At 45.2% G+C, this 21,968-nt stretch carries 17 protein-coding genes; 12 read left to right on the plus strand and 5 right to left on the minus strand.

Annotated elements, in window-relative coordinates; genetic code table 11:
* Positions 1-88 precede the first annotated feature (88 nt).
* On the minus strand, positions 89-820 hold the full coding sequence (locus JMX92_RS11755; protein WP_201545832.1) for a YjiH family protein: 732 nt from the start codon (positions 818-820) through the stop codon (positions 89-91).
* Between the two features lie 97 nt (positions 821-917).
* A complete protein-coding gene (locus tag JMX92_RS11760; RefSeq protein WP_201545835.1) occupies positions 918-1,592 on the minus strand; it encodes a flavin reductase family protein in 675 nt (224 codons plus the stop codon).
* A 452-nt stretch (positions 1,593-2,044) separates the two neighbouring features.
* Between JMX92_RS11760 and JMX92_RS11765 the strand changes: the two genes are divergently transcribed.
* The 8 genes from JMX92_RS11765 (at position 2,045) to JMX92_RS11795 (ending at position 11,874) form a co-directional block, all read left to right on the plus strand.
* The gene (locus JMX92_RS11765) at positions 2,045-2,368 is read left to right on the plus strand and encodes a hypothetical protein (protein ID WP_201545838.1); all 324 of its coding nucleotides are present in this window, start codon (positions 2,045-2,047) and stop codon (positions 2,366-2,368) included.
* A gap of 289 nt (positions 2,369-2,657) precedes the next feature.
* Complete coding sequence (locus JMX92_RS11770) at positions 2,658-3,575, plus strand: homocysteine S-methyltransferase family protein (protein WP_265089789.1); 918 nt, start codon at positions 2,658-2,660, stop codon at positions 3,573-3,575.
* Positions 3,576-3,579: 4 nt separating this feature from the next.
* Positions 3,580-4,917, plus strand: coding sequence for a basic amino acid/polyamine antiporter (locus JMX92_RS11775; protein WP_201545840.1), 1,338 nt, complete (start codon positions 3,580-3,582; stop codon positions 4,915-4,917).
* Positions 4,918-5,118: 201 nt separating this feature from the next.
* Positions 5,119-6,312: a sugar transporter gene (locus tag JMX92_RS11780; RefSeq protein WP_201545843.1), complete on the plus strand. Its 1,194-nt coding sequence runs from the start codon at positions 5,119-5,121 to the stop codon at positions 6,310-6,312.
* A gap of 140 nt (positions 6,313-6,452) precedes the next feature.
* Positions 6,453-8,081 (plus strand): TonB-dependent receptor, encoded by a 1,629-nt coding sequence (locus tag JMX92_RS11785; protein ID WP_265089786.1) that lies wholly within the window; start codon positions 6,453-6,455, stop codon positions 8,079-8,081.
* On the plus strand, positions 8,065-8,685 hold the full coding sequence (locus tag JMX92_RS13685) for a TonB-dependent receptor domain-containing protein (protein WP_265089787.1): 621 nt from the start codon (positions 8,065-8,067) through the stop codon (positions 8,683-8,685). Before JMX92_RS11785 ends, JMX92_RS13685 begins: the two co-directional genes overlap by 17 nt.
* Before the next feature lie 208 nt (positions 8,686-8,893).
* Positions 8,894-10,567: a multidrug ABC transporter permease/ATP-binding protein gene (locus JMX92_RS11790; protein WP_201545845.1), complete on the plus strand. Its 1,674-nt coding sequence runs from the start codon at positions 8,894-8,896 to the stop codon at positions 10,565-10,567.
* 149 nt (positions 10,568-10,716) lie between these two features.
* Positions 10,717-11,874 (plus strand): SIP domain-containing protein, encoded by a 1,158-nt coding sequence (locus tag JMX92_RS11795; protein ID WP_201545847.1) that lies wholly within the window; start codon positions 10,717-10,719, stop codon positions 11,872-11,874.
* A gap of 125 nt (positions 11,875-11,999) precedes the next feature.
* Here the strand turns inward: JMX92_RS11795 and JMX92_RS11800 are convergent, their stop codons facing one another.
* Positions 12,000-14,123, minus strand: coding sequence for a TonB-dependent siderophore receptor (locus JMX92_RS11800; RefSeq protein WP_227675367.1), 2,124 nt, complete (start codon positions 14,121-14,123; stop codon positions 12,000-12,002).
* A gap of 93 nt (positions 14,124-14,216) precedes the next feature.
* On the minus strand, positions 14,217-16,340 hold the full coding sequence (locus tag JMX92_RS11805; RefSeq protein ID WP_201545849.1) for a TonB-dependent receptor plug domain-containing protein: 2,124 nt from the start codon (positions 16,338-16,340) through the stop codon (positions 14,217-14,219).
* Positions 16,341-16,619: 279 nt separating this feature from the next.
* On the opposite strand from JMX92_RS11805, the gene JMX92_RS11810 reads away from it, so the two are divergent.
* The 4 genes from JMX92_RS11810 to JMX92_RS11825 all read left to right on the plus strand — a co-directional run bounded on the left by JMX92_RS11810 (position 16,620) and on the right by JMX92_RS11825 (position 20,690).
* Positions 16,620-17,804: a ChuX/HutX family heme-like substrate-binding protein gene (locus JMX92_RS11810; protein ID WP_201545851.1), complete on the plus strand. Its 1,185-nt coding sequence runs from the start codon at positions 16,620-16,622 to the stop codon at positions 17,802-17,804.
* A 64-nt stretch (positions 17,805-17,868) separates the two neighbouring features.
* Positions 17,869-18,675 (plus strand): heme/hemin ABC transporter substrate-binding protein, encoded by an 807-nt coding sequence (locus tag JMX92_RS11815; protein ID WP_201545852.1) that lies wholly within the window; start codon positions 17,869-17,871, stop codon positions 18,673-18,675.
* A 53-nt stretch (positions 18,676-18,728) separates the two neighbouring features.
* Positions 18,729-19,673 carry a FecCD family ABC transporter permease gene (locus JMX92_RS11820; protein WP_265089788.1) on the plus strand — a complete coding sequence of 315 codons (945 nt, stop codon included), beginning with the start codon at positions 18,729-18,731 and terminating at the stop codon, positions 19,671-19,673.
* A gap of 144 nt (positions 19,674-19,817) precedes the next feature.
* Positions 19,818-20,690 (plus strand): ABC transporter ATP-binding protein, encoded by an 873-nt coding sequence (locus JMX92_RS11825; protein WP_201545854.1) that lies wholly within the window; start codon positions 19,818-19,820, stop codon positions 20,688-20,690.
* Positions 20,691-20,698: 8 nt separating this feature from the next.
* Here JMX92_RS11825 and JMX92_RS11830 read toward each other — a convergent pair whose 3' ends face one another.
* Positions 20,699-21,838, minus strand: coding sequence for a PepSY-associated TM helix domain-containing protein (locus JMX92_RS11830; RefSeq protein WP_227675368.1), 1,140 nt, complete (start codon positions 21,836-21,838; stop codon positions 20,699-20,701).
* Between the last annotated feature and the right edge of the window lie 130 nt (positions 21,839-21,968).

A 21,968-nucleotide genomic window follows, 5' to 3' on the forward strand; every position in this document is an offset into this window, starting at 1 on the left:
ATTCATAGTACGATTGGTTATGTGTCGCCTTTTGAGTTTGAGAGACGATACTATGATAGTCTTAATGAGTCAAACAAAGCTGCCTGACTCAAGTAATCCACTCTCCGATATACTCGGGGCGGTTCAAAATGTTCCATACCTCCATTAACCCTAGAGTCTTAGCAACTACTACCATAAAAGCTACAGTAACTGTAGAAAATCCAGTAGCAATGATAGCTGCTTGACGCTTGGTAAATTTTTTCTCTCGATATTCTCTATTGGTAATCAATAGACCTACAGCGAAGCTCGCAACAAAGGATGCAAGAGCATTAACAGCGGAGCGCCCAGGTGTATTCCATATAGGCTGCATAATAGGTTTAGCAATGACGCCCATGAACTCTAGTAACCCATACCCTGTAAGTAAGCCTAAGAAAGCTCCTCCTAAAGGAACCATGACTCCTACGGGGATAACTAGGTAGTTGAATACATAAGGGCCAATATGAGGGTTTAGAAACCACTCAGGACCTTGGTTAAAGTAAACTAGGAATGCAAAAAGAGCCCCTAAGACTTTTAACATAGTAAAAACTATATTGAATGTAGATTTGTTCCATGACTTATTGATAAATGGATAAATGCTACCACACACTATCAATAGTAATATAAATATGGTGGTTGCAGTGGGTAGATTGCTACTCAACCAATTAGCCATATGATCTAGGGGTATTGATGAAGATCCTTCCACTTTAATAGGAATAAAAAATATAAATATTCCTAATAAAGAATATAAGAAAAATCGGAATAGAGATAGAGAAGATGATAATTTGGATTGATTGTCTTCCATGACAAATTCCTCAGATAAGTTGGTATAAGTAGACCATACACTAGCCTCTATATTTATAGAGGCCAGCATCTAATCTAATTATCAATTGAGTACAGATTTAATCTGTACGACCTTCTAGGCCTGCCAATTCTTTATCTGAAGCAACAGGAGCCTTCATCTCAAATATTTTTTCTACTACGGTGTAATCGTAATAACCTAGACGTGCTAGAGGCTTAATAGCAGCAATATCTATTTTTCCATTCTCCATTATAAACTCGTCTTTAATATGGACATGAGCAACACGGCCAATAATAATTTCAAATGTGGAAACGGGGTTACCTGTAGGAATTCTTATAGACTGTACGTATTCAATTTCAAAGTTAATAGGAGATTCAGCTACTCTGGGAGCAGGAGCTTCAATACAGTCAGCCTTTGTTACACCTGCGTACTCAAATTCATCCTCTCCATAAGGTAAAGCTTTAGCAGATTTATTGACGGCTTCTCTTAAATCATAAGTTGCCATGTTCCATACGAACCATCCAGTTTCTTCAAGATTACGGACAGTATCTTTACGGCTTTGCCCATCGTCCAAAACGGACTGGTTAGCAACGAACATGACCATCGGTGGATCCCAAGTAAGGTTTTGGTATTGGCTATAGGGCGCTAGATTGGCTTTTCCATCTTTAGAAATAGTCGAAATCCAACCAATAGGGCGAGGAACGGCACTGCTTTTAAATGGATCAAATGGTAACCCATGACTTTTAATACCGTCTTTTTTAGGAGAATAATGCATAAAACATCCTTATAAATGCAGTTTAATAAATGGCAATTAATAAAAATTAATTTGTCTATACAACTAGTTTGCAAGTAATAAAATAGCTTAATTTTTTTTTAATATCAAGGGAAAGTTATTCTTTAATTAGTTTTATGAAGTTGATAGATGCTTTTTGCTCTAGAGTGTGTGTAACACCTGTTCTCAATCTGTACACTACAAATACGTTTGTGAGAGATGTGTTATTTTAGGGGATAGTTACAGAAGCTCTACGATTGAGCTGTTTGATTTTGAAGAACCATCACAGCAGGTAGCTCAGAAATAACCGCCGTGATGCGGGTCGAATCTAAAGTAAAGTGCACCTTAGTAGCTTCTTATGCGTTAACCTGTAACGCTTAACGCTTTTTTCAGAGCAACTGATATAATATCTACAAATTCAAGCCTTTAAACTGTAAGTATAAGGATACACCGCCATGTTAATTATTAAATTGACAGACAGCAAAGAGTCTATAGAAGACGTAGAAAGAATCTGCCGTCATCTGACCGAACACAAAACAATAATAAATCTGTTATCTCAAGAACAAGCTGAGGACATCACCTATATTCTAAAGCCTACTTTTGCCAGAAATCACAATATCGATGAGAAGATGGCACACTGGCAAAAACTATTACAAGAATTCACCATGACCGATCATAAAGGCAAAGAGCTTAGATTTTATAGAGACAACCAAACCCAAGCTTTATACTTTGGTACTAAAGATGGGTTTGATACTATTGAGAGTCTGCCTAAGCATTAGACACCTGCCCAAACCGACAAGTCTCACTCCCTACCCCGACAACCCCACTGCTTAGCTGCCAAAATAAAAAATGATGCCACCAAATACCAAGCGCAAGCTTGGTAAATTTTTGGTTGCATCTGTCTGTTATTACGCCTAGTATCTTGACGCTTAATATATTTTCTTTTCTTGAGTCGATTACAATTAAAGGCTTCCTGTGTCATGTTACCACTAAGGCACCATCAAGTGCCGCGCCTACGCAGGGGCCACTATTTATAATAAAAAGGAGCTTATGATGTCAGTTAAGGCAATTACAATTATTGATGGGGGTATGGGCAGAGAGCTTGCCAAACGCGGCGCACCATTTCGCCAACCTGAATGGTCAGCACTGGCTATGATAGAAGCGCCAGAGATTGTACGTGATGTGCATCGTGACTTTATTCGAAGCGGTGCTGGCGTTATTACCACCAATAGCTATGCGCTTGTCCCCTTTCATATTGGCGAGGCGCGCTTTGCTAAGCACGCTCAAGATTTAGCAGCCTCAGCAGGAGAAATGGCCCGCGCTGCTGTCGAATTAGAAAATACACCCACCAAAGTAGCCGGCTCTATTCCTCCTTTATTTGGCTCCTACCGAGCAGATTTATTCCAAGCTGAACAGGTAGAAGATATTGCCACGCCCTTAATTACAGGGTTGCACCCGTATGTCGATTTTTGGCTGGCAGAAACTCAAAGCCTAATCGCAGAGTCGGTGGCCGTTCGTAAACTACTTACTAAGCTTGATACAGACAACAAGCCGGTATGGGTATCTTTTACTTTAGAGGACAGTGAGCACCTTGATGTGCCTCGCTTACGATCTGGAGAGACAGTGGTAGAAGCCGTGACCACACTGGCTGGCCTAAATGTAGAGGCGATACTATTTAACTGTTGTCAGCCTGAAGTGATTGAACAGGCACTAGAAGTGGCTCAAAGTGTGCTACAACAAAAAGGGGCTGCCCACATTAAGCTTGGTGCTTATGCCAATGCCTTTGCACCACAGCCAAAAGATGCCACAGCCAATGATGGGCTAGATGAGGTCCGTGAGGATCTTACCCCGCCGGCTTATCTAGACTGGGCAAAAAAATGGCAGGCCCAAGGGGTATCACTAATTGGCGGCTGCTGTGGTATTGGCCCTGAGCATATTAATGAGCTAAGCGGCTACTTCACCAAGGCGGGCACGACACAGAGATAACACGATGCTAAATGGACAAAAAATCGGGTTGGCCATGCTCACTGCCATTGTGTTCAGCTCAATGGTGGGTGCCGGTATCTTTAGCTTACCGCAGAATATGGCCGAGGTTGCAGGCGCAAATGCCATTATTACCGCTTGGCTTATCACCGGTGTGGGTATCTTATTTCTCGCCGGCTGTTTTTTGCACTTATCACGTCTTAAGCCCGAGCTTGATGGCGGTATTTATACTTATGCCAAAACCGGCTTTGGCGATTTGGCAGGTTTCTTTTCGGCCTGGGGATACTGGCTGTGTGCCACCATTGGCGTGGTGGGCTATTTGGTAGTCGCATTTGCCGCTTTGGGTAGTTTTGTTGATACCCCCAATCAGGTTATCTTTGGGGAGGGCAATACCTTATGGGCCTTATTGGGTGAGTCTTTTATCTTGTGGCTGGTACACTATCTGGTGCTGCGCGGTGTCAAACAAGCGGCTTTTATTAACTTGCTAGCAACTTTGGCAAAAAGCCTACCGCTTATCGCTTTTATTATATTTGCGTGCTATGCATTTGATATTGACACCTTTAATACTGATCGTGCTGGCACCAGTTTAGAGGTGCCTTTTATGGATCAGGTCAAAAGCACCATGCTGATCACTTTATGGGTGTTTACCGGTATTGAAGGGGCCACTGTGCTATCACAGCGGGCCAAAAGGCGCGCTGATATCGGGCGGGCTACCTATATTGGTGTGATCTTAGCATTGGTGATATATATTGCCATTACCCTACTTTCGCTAGGGGTCATGAGCCGGGCCGATGTTGCGGCTCTAAGTAACCCGTCAATGGCGGGTATCATGGCGCATATGACAGGCAGTTTGGGCAAATGGGCCATTAGTATTGGCCTTGTTATCTCCGTATTGGCCTCTTATTTGAGCTGGATTTTGTATTCGGCTGAAGTGCCCTATACCGCAGCTAAATACCAGGCTTTCCCGCGTATTTTCACCAAACAAAATGCGCAAGGCACACCCACTGCCTCATTGATGCTCACCAGCTTCACTGTGCAGCTGTGTTTATTAATGATATTTTTGACAGGCGAAGGCTACAACCTATTGGTGCGCATCTCAACCTCTATGATTTTAATACCCTACTTTTTGGTCGGAGCCTATTTGGTTAAGCTATCTTTTACCCAATCAGAGCGGTGGCATATCAAGGCGGTGGGGCTAGGCGCCATTATATATGGTGTTTGGCTAATTTATGCCGCGGGCATTGATAACCTATTGCTGTCACTATTATTGTATGCACCTGGCCTGATGATTTTTTATTATAGCCGCTATCAGGCACGCCAGCAGACACTACAGCCCCCATCTTAGACGGTATTTGCGCCTGTTTTAATAGGTGATAAACCTAAAAAGTGAGCAATGGTAGCAAAAAGCCCCTTTAATTTAGGAGCTTAACTTGTTATCTTGTCATCCTTCATCTCTATCTGTTAGATTTAGCAGCATTTTTCTTAATTAAAACTATTCTTCTTTAGGCTAATTATTAGTAATTGGCCCCTTTTTGTATTTGATTTTATGACACATACCTCTCAGGCAGATACCCTGTCTCGCCGAACTCAATATATTCAAGTCCTATTAATGGGCATCAGTGCTTTTGTTATGAATACCACTGAATTCGTGCCTGTGGCTTTATTAAGCGATATTGCCAAAGACTTCTCCATCACCACCGCCGAAACCGGCTGGATGCTCACCTTATATGCCTGGATTGTGGCGGCCATGTCGCTGCCATTAATGCTACTCACCAGTAAGCTTGAACGCAAAAAGCTATTACTGGGTATTTTTGCATTATTTATCGTCAGTCATGCGCTATCCGTATTTGCTTGGAGTTTTAATGTTCTATTAATTAGCCGAGTGGGTATCGCTTTTTCTCATGCTATATTCTGGTCAATCACCGCAGCGATTGCCATTCGAGTGGCGCCTGAAGGCAAAAAAGCCTTCGCCTTAAGCGTGGTGGCAACCGGCACTTCCTTGGCTATGGTACTGGGTGTTCCTTTGGGCCGAGTGATCGGACAGTGGTATGGCTGGCGTACTACTTTTGGCGGCATAGGTATTGTGGCACTGGTGGTTTGCTTATTACAAGCTAAGCTATTACCGTCATTGCCTAGCATGTTTAAAGGCTCTTTTAGAAAAGTGCCAGAATTGCTAAAAAACCCACTTTTGGTCTGTCTGTACTTGCTTATCTTTACCGTATTTACCGCCCACTATACCGCCTATTCATATATCGAACCTTTTATGCGTGAAATTGGCTCAATTAGTGAGAACTTGGCAACCTTTGTATTATTATTATTCGGGGGCGCAGGCATCATCGGTAGTATCTTATTTAGCCGCTGGGGAGACAGACACAGCACCTTATTGATGCTAGGCTCTATCATAGTCATGCTAGTGTCTATGCTTACCTTGTTATTGGCGGTCAACTCTATCTGGGCGCTTAGCCTTAATGCCTTGTTATGGGGCACGGCATTAATGCTGTTAATCATCTCTATGCAGGCCAAAGTACTTATGGTGGATCTGCATGCCCAAGATATGTTGATGTCTATGTTCTCAGGTATTATTAACTTAGGTATTGGTACTGGCGCCTTATTTGGCGGTTATGCAGTGACCCACATCTCGTTATCAAGTGTGGGCTATGTTGGCGCGGGGATTAGTCTAATCGCCTTATTGCTGGTAGCATTTATGATTAAGCGCTTCCCCGCTTTACGGGCATCTTAGTTATTTTTAAGTCAGTGAAACCTGTTTTAATGACGGCTTAGTTAATGACAAAAAAATTTTAGCTTGTCTGTGTAAAACTTGTTGTAATGAAAATCATTCACATTATAATAAGCACTTTCACTAACAGGCTGGAAACTTTCATGCAACTGTCTCGTCTATCCTCAGCATTATTACACATTCATCATACTTACACCGCAGGCTCTTTTAAGCCTTTGTACTGTCTATCAGCATCTGTATTCTTGCTAGGCGGCAGTCCACTGGCCCTAGCGCAAACTGATGAAGCTACTGAGACGCCACCAAGCGCTATGTTTGACTCTATTGTCGTCACTACGAGCGCTGACGCTTCGGCACAAGGCTTACCCGTCGCCTATGAGGGTGGACAAGTGGCCACTGGTAGCCGTGTTGGGCTACTGGGCAACCAAGATATCATGGACACCCCTTTTTCGACCACCGCTTATACCAATGAGTATATAAAAAATCAACAAGCGCACAGTGTGGGTGACCTACTTAAAAAGGATCCGACTGTTCGTGTGGCAAGAGGCTTTGGTAACTTCCAAGAAGCTTATTTAATGCGCGGCTTTGTGACCAACTCTGATGACACTATGTTCAATGGCCTGTATGGTATTTTGCCGCGTCAATACATAGCCACAGAATTATTCGAGCGTGTGGAATTACAGCGCGGTGCGTCTGCTATGCTTAATGGTGCCGCGCCCAGTGGTGGTAATGCTGGTGGTAGTATCAACTTACTGCCAAAGCGTGCCGGCAATGAGCCACTGCGCCAGTTAACCTTAGGCTATGGTGCCGGTGACCAAGGCCGAGTGGGCATCGATGTTAGCGACCGTTTTGGTCAAGATGACGCCGTAGGGGTTCGCTTCAACGCCGCCTATCAAGACGGTGACAGTGCTGTTGACAATGAATCTGCCAAATTGGGCTTGGCAGCTCTTGGTCTCGATTACCGCGCAGACAAATACCGTGTTTCAGCGGACTTCGGCTGGCAAGACAATAAGCTTGATGAGACACGCCCTAATGTGACCTTAAGTGGCGTCACTGCTGTTCCTGAAGCACCAAAAGGCGACAAAAACTGGGCCCAGCCTTGGAGCTATTCTAACGAAAAAGACCTATTTGGTACTGTCCGCGCTGAATACGACTTCCAAGACAACTTAACTGGTTATGCCGCTTATGGCGCCCGAAAAGGTGAAGAAGAGAACTCTTTGGCCAACCTTACGGTCACCAATACCGACGGCACTGGTAGCACTTACCGCTTTGATAACACCCGTGAAGATAAGGTGCAAAGCGCGCAGCTGGGCTTGCGTGGCAAACTACAACTTGGCAACACTCAGCACAACTGGACTTTAGCTGGCGACTTATACGATCAAGAAGAAAAAGGGGCTTATGCCTTTGATTATGGCAATCAACTGCCCACCAACTTGTATCGTCCGACCGCTCATAAAGACAATAGTTGGACTGATACTACTGCTTATGGCGGTAACTTAAGTGACCCAAGGCTTGCTTCTGAGACTCAGTTAACCAGCGTGGCGCTAGCAGATACCATTAGCTTAATGGATGATAAATTAAAAGCTACCTTTGGCGTGCGCCATCAAAACATCGAAACCCGCAGCTATGACTATAGCACTCAAGTCAAAACTTCAGATTATGATGACAGTGAATGGACCCCAAGCGTTGGCCTAGTCTATCAGCCTAATAAAGACTGGTCGGTGTATGGCAACTATATCGAAAGCTTAAGTAAAGGTAGTGACAAATGCTGGTGAAGCCTTATCACCTTATGTGTCTAAGCAATCTGAGATTGGTTTAAAGTATGACAACGGTACCGTGGGCAGTAGCCTTGCGATCTATCACACGACGCAGCCGCGTGCTTACGTGAATGATGCCAATACCTTTGTAGAAGCGGGTGAAAACCGCCATCAAGGTGTTGAGCTTACTGTGTTTGGTAGCCCAGCTGAGAACTTGCGCTTTAACGCGGGGGTGAGCTACTTAGACGCCAAACAAACTGATACCGGCTCACAAGTATTCGATGGTAAACGCGTGATTGGTATTCCTAAGCTTCAAAGTAACTTCAATTTAGAATATGATGTTGCCTCTATCTCCGGCTTAACTTTAACTGGTGATGTGATTCATACCGGCAGCCGTTATGCCGATGCGGCCAACACCCTAAAAGTTGATAGCTACACCACCTTAGACTTAGGTGCCCGCTACCGCACTAAGTTAGGCAAGCAAGATATGACCTTAAAAGGTGTGGTGAGCAATGTGACGGGTGAAGATTACTGGCAATCTGTGGGCGGTTATCCTGGCCAAGGTTATTTAAATGCTGGCGAGCCTACCTCAGTTAAAGTATCAGCGACTTTTGATTTCTAGTGGTCGCTGCCCTACCATAGACACATGAGCACCAGACTTATGTGTCAGGCGGCGCACTGAGCACTTCATAAAAGGGATTAGGTCACGCCTACTCCCTTTTATTCATTATATAGGTATTGATTATATAGGGCTGTTGTTACCACAAAGCCCATGCCTAAATAGGCATTATGCCTCCTTCTGTTACCCACAAGTTACTTATCGAGTTACTATGTCTGCTATCTCACCACCGCCCATCTCCTCCCTGTATACGCTTATCTGGACTCAATATCGCTTAGGTTTTGTTAAAGTCATTGTCCTCAATCTTATAAATGCAGCGGTCAGTGTGGGCATCATTGCTTATATCAATCACACCTTTTTAAGTGGTCAGATTTTTGAGGCATTATCTTGGCAAAGCTTCGCTCAATTTTTGGCCATGGTACTGCTGCTACTGCTGACCTCTTTTGCGTCGCAATACGCTCTAACCTGCTTGGGTCATCAGTTTGTTTATAAGCTGCGTACTCAGCTGGTTAAGCAAATTTTAGACACACCCGTAGCACAGGTAGATAACTTGGGCAGTGCTCGGCTCATGGCCAGCTTATCGACTGATATCCAAGCCCTAACCACAGCCTTTGTCAGAATGCCGGAGCTGGTACAGGGTATTATTTTGGCAGTGGCCGTGTCTTTATATCTGGGCAGTCTGTCTTGGCCCTTATTGCTGATTATTATGCTGTGGATTGCTTTGACCATATGGATAAGCACTTTATTGGTAAAACATGTCTACCAAAACCTCACCCACATTCGCGATATTAATGACGCGCTTTATCAAGATTATCAGTCCGTTATTGAAGGGCGCAAGGAGCTGGCGCTCAACCAGCAGCGCGCCAAGCAGTTATACACGCAAGACCTTGTTGGCCATGCTAAGGCCTACAAAAAAACCATTATCAAGGCCGATACTTATCATTTATCTGCCGTGAATTGGTCAAATATCATGATGTTTGCAGCCATTGGGGTTATCTTCGCTGTGGCCAGCTACCTTGGTTTATCGCTTGGGGTGGCCACCACCTTTGCATTGACCTTGCTGTTTATGCAGTCGCCGATTCTGCATGCGGTCGGCGCCTACCCCACCCTACAGACGGCGCAAGTGGCACTCGATAAAATCCAATCTTTACAACTGGCTGAATATCAGCCTGAATTTATCAGCCCCACAGCCAATAAAACTTGGCAGACCCTAACCCTGCGCAATATAGATTATCAGTACTCAAGCCAAGATTTGATTTTAAAGCAGGTAAATTTGACCTTAAACAAAGGCGATGTGGTGTTTTTGATAGGCTCGAACGGTAGTGGCAAGTCCACACTGGCCAAAGTACTTACGGGCATCTTCGCCCCGACAAGTGGCGAGATGACTCTTGATGGTCGCTTGATCACCGAGGCCAACCGTACTCAATATCGCCAGCTTTTTTCAGCCATCTTTAGTGATCAGCATATCTTCAAACAGCTGATTGGCAAAGACGGCAACGCCGTAGACATGGACTTGGTACAGCACTGGCAGCACCGCTTGCAACTACAAAACAAAGTCAGTATCGATGGCGATAAGCTCTCAACAGATAAGCTGTCGCAAGGTCAGCGTAAGCGTCTCGCCATGCTAACCACCGTGGCTGAACAAAAAGACATTTTGCTACTCGATGAGTGGGCCGCCGATCAAGACCCAGCCTTTCGCCGAGTGTTTTATCAACACTTAATTCCTGAGCTAAAAGCTTTGGGTAAAACGTTATTTATTATCAGTCATGACGACAGCTACTTTGAGCATGCCGACCGCCTACTACTTATGAAACAAGGCAAGCTTGTGGAGCTTGACCCAGAACAAAGAAAGCAGGCCAGCACCGATGCCATCTCTATGTTGTAAAAAGGCCGGCATATCCGTCTCGGTGCTTGCTCTTGTACTGATACTAAAAATGGCACTAAAAATTAAGCTGAATTTTGCTCGCAAATAATAATGAAAACTATTATCATTAGATATTATTTATGTGAGCTTAGCAAATATTGGAGTGACTTATGGCTGCTGTTTTAATGCCTGAACCTGACTTAACCCCCAACGATTTAAAATATACGGCACTTGAGGGGGAAGAAAAACAGCGTATCATCGACCATATCAATGAGGAGCACTTCAGCGAGCTGGTTGGATTTATCAAAGCGTTCACGCCGCTGACCGACCTCTCCCCTAAGCAACATGACGTTAGGTTGGTTGATATTTATGCCCAAGGTATTGGCCTTCAAGTCTCAGCCCTACCAAGCTTAGCAAGTGATGCCCCCCAAAGCGATACTCACTACTTTATCGCTTTTCCTGAGGTCATTACGCATTTAAATGAGCTACAGTATCAGTACATTGCGTTAAAGCAACAAGCGGATAAAAAGCTTCGAAAAAAGACCATCATACTTGCAGAAAAATTGTTTCAGGTAAAATCAGGTTTTGCTGTTACCGATAATATGTACCGCTTGCTACTAAGCGCGCCTGCCGCCGCCTCTGATAACAGCTGCTTTCCTGTCTCTGAAGCAGGGTATGCGTATTTATTTGATTTAAGCCACAACCTATCGTTACAGACCGCTTCTAATAGCGATACCGCCGCCGCCCAGCGTACGCATCGTTACTACACCCTGCGCAAGGTGTCTACAAACCCAACAACAGGGGATGAGGAAGCTTGGGTTGATGTGTTTTTGCACGGAGAGACATTGGGCGCTCAGTGGTTAGCTGCATTAACACCTAAAGATACGGTCAAAACCAAGCGAGAAGTACCGGAGAACATCGCCCATTTACAGCAAGGGCAAAGCTTATTGATAGCAGATGAGACCTCGATACCGACGGTGGCAAGACTGCTTGAGCTATGGCAGAACCCTATCGCCCCCCTTATCATTTATATCACTCAAAAAGCCGCTGACCAGGCCTACTTACAAGACAGACAAGCCAATCCGCTAATAGATGATGCCTTGACTGTATTGCCTGTAATGAATGCTAATTTGTCTCAAGGCGCGCCTTTAGCTGAGCTGATTGCGCATACCTTAACTCAGCATCTAAAGAGCAATCCGATTCATATACAGAAAGTTTGGGGTGCCCTAGAGACTTCTACCAGCAAGGCATTAAGAGCCTTATTAAAACCAACACTAAACTTAGATCGCTCAGCTATGATAGTCAAAGGCTATTGGCGTCAAGACTAACAATCACCAAACAAATAATATCTGTTTGATACAGGTTGTTTTCTCATGACGATAAACACAAAAGCTGCGGCTATGTAGAATAACCGCAGCTTTTTTGATGCTCATCAGGTGCCATACCGATTGTATTAGAACTTGGCAGTAGCACTTAGGCTCATTTGACGCTCAGGCCCCATCCAGCAGTTTGCCTTATCATAACAGCTGCCCACATAGGTCTTGTCAAATAAGTTACTGATATTTGCCTCTATGCGCCATCTGTCATTTAATTGATATGACCCTCCGATATCCACCAGTGTCACACTGGGCAACTCATCACTGTTTTCTCTATCGACTTGCATGCCTTGTTGATAGCGTACGCCGGTGTTGAGCATTATCTTATCGGTAGGATAAAAAGTCGACCACAACGTGGCTTTATGTTTGGCTACCTGCTCTGGCGTATTGCCCACATATTGAGGATTGATGTCATCTTCGGTGATTTCGGCATCGGTAAAGCCATACCCTACTGATAAATCCATCCAGTCATTAACCTTGCGGCTGCCAGATACCTCAAAACCTTTGGATGTAATTTCACCAGTTTGGGTCTGATTGCGATAATTAACGTAGTCGCTGACTACCACATTGTTTTTGGTAATATCATAGGCGGCCAAGGTGGCTTTGGTCTTCGAATCGGCAGATAAATACTTAACACCTATTTCAATTTGATCCGCGGTAGTAGGCTCAAAGGCCTCTCCTGTAATGAAGTTGCTGCCCACCACAGGCTCAAAAGATTCGGAGTAACTTAAATAAGGAGAAAAACCATTGTCCAAATTATAAATTGCCGCAAGACGACCACTGGTTTTTTTGGCTTTATTGTTGACCGTTGATGCCACACCAGCGGCCACTTTATGATTGTTACTGTCAAAGTCATCATGGCGCAGGCCTGCCACCACAGTCAAATCCTTCCACTGTATCTCATCTTGTAAATAAAGACCCAGCTGCTTTTGCTTGATATCAGCCGTTTCAATATAGTTATCTAAAGGCAGTGTCTCGGGATTGACAAGATGATAGTCAGGATGACTCATATCAAGTAGCGGTGTTCCTGCAGCACCTGCATCTTTATACAGAGCCTTACTATCGGTGGTTTGGTACTCTGCCCCCAATAGTAGATTATGGCTTACATCACCGCTATTGAACTGATAGGCCAACTGATTGTCGGTGGTAAAATTGGTCATCTCCTCATCTGTGGTATAAGCGGCGCGGATCAGCAGGTTATCGGTATCCTCTACCAGCCCCCGATTGTAGATATTACGCTGCTTACCCTTCGCATCGGTATAACGAATCACATTCTTAAATTGCAGGTTGTCCTTGATATCCCAGTTGGTGGTCAGACTTGGCATCCATACTTTTTTACGATAATTAGCCCATACATCTCCTGCATACGCATCACTATCAAGCTTGCCATAGCTAGAATTATACAACGTGCCTACTGAGTGCAGCGGCGTTAAAGGTAGCATGTGGGGGTCATCTTGATAAAACATATTGGCAATCACACTTAGCTTATCATTGGGCTGCCACTGCAAAGAGGGATTTATCATAATCCGCTCCTCTTTAGTGGTCTGCATTTGACCCTCTTTTTTTCTGGCCAAAGCTACTAGCCGGTAATTTAAGGTATCTGTAACAGCGCCTGTATGGTCTGTGGCCACCTCTTTTAGGTCTTGATTGCCGACTCTAACTTTTAGTTCATGTGCCTCTTGGCTACTGGGCGTTTTTGCAATTTGATTGACTAAGCCCCCTGGTGAAGCATACCCATACAAGGAAGAAGCAGGCCCTTTGACGACTTCTACCGCTTCAGTTGCATAGACATCTACCTGAGGCGTCAGGTTCCAAAAGCCATCATAAGCCAATCGCATGCCATCATAAAAGTTAGAATAGGTTTTAAAACCACGAATATTGTATTCATCAAATAACGTGGTGGTGCCTCGGCTTTCACTGGTGATGCTGGGATCATAACGCAATGCGGCATTGACGCTATCTGCCTGACGACTTTGTAAGACTTGTTGGTCAATACGCTCATAACTCATCGGCGAATCTTGCGGATTCAGATTGGTTTTGGTGCCCGTGGTGCGATAGCTATTTGCATACACGCTGATGGCGTCAAATGTCGCGGTGGGCTGTGAATCAGTAGCGTGTTCTGTCGAGCTGGTGACCGCTTCAACTGCCGCCGCCTGCGCATAGTGACTGATGCCAGCCATCAACAGTAGCTGTACGCTCATTGTTAAGCGCTTTTTATTGAATGTTAATCTCATACAACCTCAGTGTAATATATAAATGATAAAGCCGTAAGCCGCGGGTGCGCAGCGACTCTACTACCAGTGATAACTGGCACCCACTAACCACTGACGGTTATCAATAGGCCGCTGATCGTTGGCATCACTGGCACTGCGCTGCTCATCAAGTAAGTTGTTGATTGCCATATATAGATCTAAATTCGGACTGGCTGTATAGTTAAAACGGCTATCAAGCCCCCACCAGTGAGGTGAATAGCTACTGGCAGCGGTATCGGTTAACTGTTTGGACTCATACCGTACTTGTTGTATAAATTGCAGTTTATCGGTCACTTGATACTGTACATTGGCGGTTACCTTATGCTCAGGACTATAGGTAAGGTCGCCACCTGTGGTTTTGTTTTTGGTGTGCAAATAGCCATAACCCAAATTAAGCATCGCTTTATCATTTAGCTGCCAATCAACCCCTATATCTCCGCCATAGGTCTCGGCCTTATCGACGTTGTCATAGCTAAATACCTTTATGCCACCGTCCATTACCGGATGGTTATTATCGGTTTGGATCAGATTTTTGACATCGTTATAAAAGCCGTTAACACTCACGCCGACTTTATCGTTTAGCTGAGTCTGATAGCCCAGCTGATAACTTATCGACTCCTCAGGCTTCAAATCAGGGCTACCCATGACTTTATAGCCATACCTGCTGTGGTCAAATAGATAGTATCGCTCTTTTAAATTGGGTACTCGGTAGCCTTGACCGACACTAGCACGAAACACATGCTTGCGATTATTGGCATCATAATAGTCGTGTTTTAAGGCAAGTTTTGGCGCAAAATGACTGCCAAAGTCACTGTCATCTTGATAGCGCACGCCCGCCACCAGCTCAGTATTGTCACTTAATGCCCAATCATCTTGAACATAAGCCTCAAGTACATCACGATCGACTTTATCGGTGATAAACTCTGACACGCCATCTATTTTTTGATCGAGCTTATCTTTTTGATACTTCAAACCCAATTGCGGCGCATGCCACTGGTTCTCTCCACTATAAATAAGCGGAAAATCTAGCTGTAGCTGTGCTAAGTTGGTCGTTAAATCAAAGTCACGCACATCACTGACTTTGCCACTGGCCGTATTGTGCGACTGACTGTCATAGTTCTCATACAGTGCTGAGCCTGATAGCTTGTACCCCTCTGCATTGCCTGCAAAAATCTTAGTCTCACCGCCGGCACTGACTCTTTTTCGCTTAATATCCTCATCTCGCTGCTGCGCCTGTACCGCGCCATTACGGGCAACATAATTGAAGCGACTGCTGTCCTCTTCTTCATAATATCCCGCCTCTAGCCAGTATCGGCTATTGGGGTTGGCTGTATCCACTTCATTGATATCAGGAGTAAAGCTGATTTTGGCCTGCACCTGTTTTTGTTCGGTGGCATCTTTTAGACGAGGCCAAGCCTCATTATCTACGCTAAGACCCTTATCATCACGATAAGCCCCCGATAAGCGCGCTTTTAGACGCTTGTCATCTGATAAAGCACCCTCGACACTGCCCTCTACAAAGCTATAGTTGTTATCAAATTTTTTGTCTGAAGGGTTTTGTGAGGTATTGGTACCAAGCTCTGCGGTAATAGAGGCATGGGTGTCACTGATGGGCTTAGTAATGATATTGATAACACCGCCCATCGCTGAGCTACCATATTGTGCAGAAGCAGCCCCTTGAATGACCTCGATTTGCTCTACTTGAGTATTGAGGTATTGAGCGATATTGAAGCTTGAGCTGGTGCTGGCCGATACTGGCAGACCATGGATAAGTACCAGTACTTGATCGCCTGATAAGCCCTGCATTCTGACCTCATAGCCAGTTTTGCCACGCAGCTGGGCCAAATACACATTGGGCAGCAGCTCTAGTGCTTGCTTTAAGGTCTGGGCATGGTTTTGTTTTAATTTATTTTTATCCAGCACCTGTACTGGTATCGGCGTCTCACTTAAATACTTATTGCTTCGCGTGGCAGTCACAACAATAGGATCAAACTTTGTATGCTGCAGCGCAGCTTTTTGAGTGTCCGTGTTGTCATTAATTGCTTGGGTATCATTGATTGTATGATTTTGTGCTTGAGCACTAATGGCATATCCAGCGCATAAACCCGTTAAGGCTAATAAAATAGCTTGCTTTAGGGGGTGAGTCGCGTAAAACGTTTGGGTCATAGCAAACCTTATCAGTTAGTTTGTGTCAAAAAGAAAAACAGCTTTCACTCGTGTCTGTATTTGTAGCGTACTGTATATTAATCGTAAATGATAATCAATACCTATTGATAATAATTATCATTTACATATTAATAATTGATGGTTATACTCTTCACCCTAAAACAACTGGCCTTACGGTCATGTTGCCGTTATACAAAAAAATGTTTTGAATCAATAGCCATTTGCCATCTTTATGGCTCATTAATATGTTATTTATCTGCTAACCCAATAAGGATCACTATGAGCACCCTAGCCAGCGCAGACACCCCCGCCCCCTCTGATAGCCAACTTGCTAACAATACCTCAGTACAAAAAGACACAGCCCTATGGAATCGCTATGTAGATCAAAAGGCCCAACGCAAGCTGTGGTTCCCTTTAGAAGCGGCAAAAGAGTTAAAGGTCAGTGAGCTTGAGCTGTTATTGGCCTCGCCTTATAGCCAATATATGGGCACCCAGTGCACTGACGTACTACAGGCACTGACCGGATTTGAAAAGCTTGAGAGTATTGTAAGAAATGAGCTTGCGGTACACGAAAAAACCGGACAACTAAAGAACCTAAAGCTCAGTGGCCACACAGGACTTGCTATTGATGTGGGCGGGCTGGACTTAAGATTTTTTGTCCATAAATGGCAGCACATGCTTGCCTTTACAGATGATTCGAAGGCGGATGAGAACTCTCCTGGCTCCTTGAGCATCCAGTTTTTTGATGAGAGCGGTGCGGCCATTGCCAAAGTATTCTTGCGAGATTACAGTCCTGCTGCCATCACGCAGTGGTTTGAGCTGATCGCACAGCATACTGCTCAAGCTGAAGCCAATCCTCAAAATGTGATTGTTAACTTAAAGCCTGCAGCGGTTAATGAGCCTTGGCAGTACCACGCCTTAGATGATGACGATAAAGCCAAATTGCAGCAAAAATGGCTGGGATTAACCGACATCCATCAGTTTTATATCTTGTTAAAAAAACTCGGTATCGACCGTGCCAGTAGCTACCTACAAGCACCTGAGAACACCACCTATCCGCTTGACCCAAAGGCGATAGAGAGCCTGCTCACCCTAGCACAGCAGCAAGCCGAGCCCATCATGACCTTTGTGGGTAACAGCGGCGTGGTCCAAATCCAAACTGGTGTGGTACATCACGTAAAACGCATGGGCAGCTGGATTAACATCTTAGATAAAAAGCACACGGACTTTACCTTACATCTTAACGATGAGGCGCTGGCACAAGTATGGTGCGTAAAAAGACCGACCAAGGACGGTACAGTCACCTGCATTGAAGGCTTCGACGCCTACGGCAATACCATCGTGACCTTCTTCGGTCAACGTCAAGAGGGTGAACCTGAAAAAGACTATTGGCGCAAGCTTACCGCCTCTTTAGTTGAGCAGCATCTACTTATCGAGTCACCCGCCACTGAGCTTACCAAATAGCCTTTTATATCAGCAGTCATAGCCTAGCGCCACACTGTGCTAGGCCTTTATATAGGATGTTTTTATGCGACCTAAGCTTTTTTTTAATACCCTCGCTTTTGGCACATTATTGCCCCTAACCTGTCTTTCGGCACAGGCTTACGAGCGCGTTGTGGTGCTTACCCCTGATGTGGCCGATATTGTGGTCGCTTTGGGCAGTGCCAATAAGGTAGTGGGTAAAGACCAATTTAATACCAGCCCGCGCTTGGCCAAAGCAGCCAGTGTCGGCAACCACCGCAACATCACAGCTGAGCCAATAATGGCGCTCAAGCCTGACTTGGTATTGGGCAGTTATATGGCTCAGCCAGCCAGCATTTATCAGCGTCTTAACCGCTTAAACGTCAAAGCGGTCAATGTGGCACCAAAAGAAGATATCACCAGCTACACCAACAGTATTAGACAAATTGGCAGCTACTTGGAGCGCAGCACACAAGCCAACCGTTTGGCAACCAATTGGAGCCAAAAAATGGCACCAAAACCTGCGACCAAAACCCGCTACTTGCTAAGCTATGATGGACGTATTATGGCTGGCGCAGGTACTGTGGGTGATGAGCTTATCAAACGTGCAGGTGGGATAAATGCTGCCAATGTCTCAGGACTTAAACCCTTATCACGCGAAGGCTGGATGGCAGCTAAGCCTGATGTGATTATCATTGCTGACCACAACAAACCGGTCATTGGCTCCATTGCCAGCTTCCGGCAGCGCCCAGAGGTGGCCAATAGCCCCGCGGCCAAAAATAACCACATCTACTTTTGGGATGCCGATGAGTTCTTACGCTACGGACTCGCCTCACCTCAAGTAGTCGATAAGCTACATAAGCTGGCCAATTAGCAACTTGACTGAGATCTATTATGTCCAATTTTGTGTACCCACATAAGCGATTCTTGTCTACAACCGTAATCAGCTATGGCGCTGCTGTCTTGGTATCTGCCCTATTGATTTGGTTGAGCTTGGGCGTGGGATTTGGTCAGTGGTCTAGCCCCTCACAACTTGATGCCACCTTATGGCAGCTGCGCTATCCTCGGGTAGTCACCGCCTTATTGGTGGGCTTAGCCCTATCAGTGAGTGGCGCTGCACTACAAGCTTTATTCGAAAATCCATTGGCCGATCCGAGCTTAATTGGTACCTCTGGTGGCGCAGCCTTAGGGGTGGTATTGATACTGGCTCTGGGCATCTCTGGCATTGGGGTGCCACTGGCCGCCTTCATAGGCAGCTTGGTGGTATGTCTGTTGGTGCTGGGTTGTCACCGATTTTTGGGTGGTGGTCAGATGGGGCTGCTTATCTTAGGCTTTGTGATCAGCGCCTTTTGTGGCGCTTTGGTGAGTTTAATTTTGTTTTTGTCAAATGACATGGTGCTGCGCAGTGCCACCAATTGGCTGGCAGGTAGTATGGCTGAGGCAGGCTTTGTACCACTACGCTATGCCTTGATAAGCATTGCTTTGGGATTGGCCATTATTTTACCATTCGGACGGCAATTGGATGGACTAATGCTGGGGGAAACCACCGCGCTGTCTTTGGGTATAAAAGTCGGTCAGGTTCGGGCACTGGTCATCATTGCTTGCGCCCTACTGACTGGGGCCGCGGTATCTATGTCTGGGGTGATTGGATTTATTGGAATGATGATTCCCAATTTACTCAGCCTATTGTTTGGCGGTGGTCGAATGCGCATTATGTTTTGGTCCGGCTGGTTTGGGGCCTTGTTTTTATTGGTTATAGACAGTCTGGCGCGCCATGTGGCCTACCCCGTGGATGTGCCCATTGGCATCGTTTTGGCCTTAATCGGCGGCCCATTTTTTATTTGGTTATTTATTCGCAGCACCCGTAGCTGACCAAGTGAGTTTTTTGTACTGGCTAGCGCTGCTCTAGTCTTTTTTATGGCGGGCAGCTGGTTTTTTTGTGCTTAGTTATTATGTACTCTTTTCTCTGAAGCCCCCTACTTTTAACCCATTATCTTCTTTAATAATAGGTACGTTATGACCGCAGACTTGGCCACTTCTTGTTTAGAGCGCTCCGCAATGTCCTCACCTTTAGCTCCCAAAAGCTCACAAGCCACTGAGCTATGTCATATCCATAACTTACAAGTATGTGCCGGTCAAAAAAAGCTGCTGGATGTACCTCATCTACAGCTATACGCGAAACAGCTGACCACATTTATTGGCCCCAATGGCGCCGGTAAAAGCACGTTGCTACATAGCTTATTAAATTGTACTGGGCACACCAGACTCAAGACCACAGGTACTATCAATTACGTGATGGCTAACACTGATGGCAGCCCCCATCGCAACACACCGCACTCGCTTATTAGTCAAGGTAAGATTGCGTGGGTGGGACAGCATGAGCAGTTTGAACTGCCCTTAAATGTTTTGCAGTATGCTTTACTTGGGGTCTCCCCGCAGCTTGCGTGGTATCAAACCCCAAACGTGGCACAAACCACAAAGGCTCGTGAGCTGCTACATCAGTTTGAGCTCATACATTTGCAAGACAGACGCGTGTCCGGCTTATCCGGTGGTGAAAAACAGCGCTTGGCGGTGGTACGCGCTTTAATGCAAGACACTCAAATATTGCTGCTAGATGAGCCGACCAATCATTTAGACATTCGTCATCAACGCTTCTTATTACAATATCTTAAAGAGCTCGTAAGCACCGCACACAAGACATTGCTTGTGGTGCTACACGACTTAACCCTAGCTTACCGTTATAGTGATCATGTGGTATTAATGGATAAAGGTGCCGTCGTGGCTCATGGCTCACCTGAGCACGTTATGACGCAAGAGCGTCTAAGCGGGGTGTATCAGACGCCAATTGAAACTTACGACACCCCAAACGGCCGACTGTTTGTCTCCTAACTGACCGGTTACATACCGCGCATGGCTTTGGTTTTGCGCGCTCTGTTGCCGCGCCACCACAGATAAACCCCAGTAAACGATAATGCAGATACCGCTATACCTATCAGCGCCAAAAACACTTGATAAATCCTATGTACCACATCGCCTCCGATATGGCCCATATGCAGACTGTTGAGCCATTCATTTATTTTATTACCCGTAGGGCTTTGGTGACCTAAGTTAATTTTGACCACCTGTCCTGTCACCGCATCCATATTTAATGAAGACACCCCGCCTTTATTACCGATATCTTTATTGGTCTTAAAGCGCATCTGCCACTGTTTATCCTCATCTACCCAGCGCAGACCCAATATTTTCTCAACTTTTAAGCCGTGCTCTAAACTGACCTTCTGTGCTTGAGCAGATAGATACTCGATACTTTGAGCTTTGGTGATTTTAAGCGTCACATCATGAGCTTTAGCTACTGCCTGATTATCAGACTCTGTATCAGGCTTTGTATCAGGCTTATGTCTCCCCCCTTTTTCAAAAGGCTGTAAACCTACCACTGTCTGCATAACGGGCTGATAGACGGATCTTAAGTTAAAGCCAACGCTCGACCAAGCAATGACGAATAGCATCACCCAAAGCCATAACCCAAAGGCTTGGTGCACATCATAATTAAACTTAAAAAAGTTAGATTTTCGGCGGATTTTCCAAGCAGGCAACCAGCGCTTAAACCAAGAGGCTCTGTTATGACTACGCACGGCGCTCTTACTAAGATTAGCTTTCGTTTTCGTTTTCGCTTTCGATTGAGTCGCGCGAGGCAAGGTCAAGTAAATACCAATAAAGCAGTTAATGGTCCACAACAATGCCACTATGCCCAAAATTAAGTTGCCCACCTTGCCCATTAAAAGCTCACGATGTAACCAAAACACCTTCCACATGGTGTTATTGAACGCCCAAGCTTCCTTGTCACGACTGCCGATAATTTCTGCAGTATACGGATTGACGTAGACCTCTTGAAAGGGCGCCGTATTTTTGTTTTTCTGGCGTTTGCCCCGTGCTCTATCTACCACGAACACTGCTGACTTATTAGGCTCAAGCATCACCGGCATACTAGAGAACTTATACCAAACCCAAAATATATAGTATAGTCTACTGATGACCATACTAATACATAACCTAGAAGACCATGACTTTGGCAAACACTCAAAGACTGAGCGCAATCCCAGAGCCCGACTACGCCTGCTCATCTTATACCAATACAGTATGGGCAAAGCCACTAAAGATATTGCCAAA

Source organism: Psychrobacter sp. H7-1 (assembly GCF_904846585.1).
GTDB lineage: Bacteria > Pseudomonadota > Gammaproteobacteria > Pseudomonadales > Moraxellaceae > Psychrobacter > Psychrobacter raelei.

Excerpts from the sequence above, each read along its gene's own strand:
- JMX92_RS11755 (WP_201545832.1), bottom strand. The coding sequence starts at position 820 with ATGGAAGACAATCAATCCAAATTATCATCTTCTCTATCTCTATTCCGA.
- JMX92_RS11760 (WP_201545835.1), bottom strand. The coding sequence starts at position 1,592 with ATGCATTATTCTCCTAAAAAAGACGGTATTAAAAGTCATGGGTTACCA.
- JMX92_RS11765 (WP_201545838.1), top strand. The coding sequence starts at position 2,045 with ATGTTAATTATTAAATTGACAGACAGCAAAGAGTCTATAGAAGACGTA.
- JMX92_RS11775 (WP_201545840.1), top strand. The coding sequence starts at position 3,580 with ATGCTAAATGGACAAAAAATCGGGTTGGCCATGCTCACTGCCATTGTG.
- JMX92_RS11780 (WP_201545843.1), top strand. The coding sequence starts at position 5,119 with ATGACACATACCTCTCAGGCAGATACCCTGTCTCGCCGAACTCAATAT.
- JMX92_RS11785 (WP_265089786.1), top strand. The coding sequence starts at position 6,453 with ATGCAACTGTCTCGTCTATCCTCAGCATTATTACACATTCATCATACT.
- JMX92_RS11790 (WP_201545845.1), top strand. The coding sequence starts at position 8,894 with ATGTCTGCTATCTCACCACCGCCCATCTCCTCCCTGTATACGCTTATC.
- JMX92_RS11795 (WP_201545847.1), top strand. The coding sequence starts at position 10,717 with ATGGCTGCTGTTTTAATGCCTGAACCTGACTTAACCCCCAACGATTTA.
- JMX92_RS11800 (WP_227675367.1), bottom strand. The coding sequence starts at position 14,123 with ATGAGCGTACAGCTACTGTTGATGGCTGGCATCAGTCACTATGCGCAG.
- JMX92_RS11805 (WP_201545849.1), bottom strand. The coding sequence starts at position 16,340 with ATGACCCAAACGTTTTACGCGACTCACCCCCTAAAGCAAGCTATTTTA.
- JMX92_RS11810 (WP_201545851.1), top strand. The coding sequence starts at position 16,620 with ATGAGCACCCTAGCCAGCGCAGACACCCCCGCCCCCTCTGATAGCCAA.
- JMX92_RS11815 (WP_201545852.1), top strand. The coding sequence starts at position 17,869 with ATGCGACCTAAGCTTTTTTTTAATACCCTCGCTTTTGGCACATTATTG.
- JMX92_RS11825 (WP_201545854.1), top strand. The coding sequence starts at position 19,818 with ATGACCGCAGACTTGGCCACTTCTTGTTTAGAGCGCTCCGCAATGTCC.
- JMX92_RS11830 (WP_227675368.1), bottom strand. The coding sequence starts at position 21,838 with ATGGTCATCAGTAGACTATACTATATATTTTGGGTTTGGTATAAGTTC.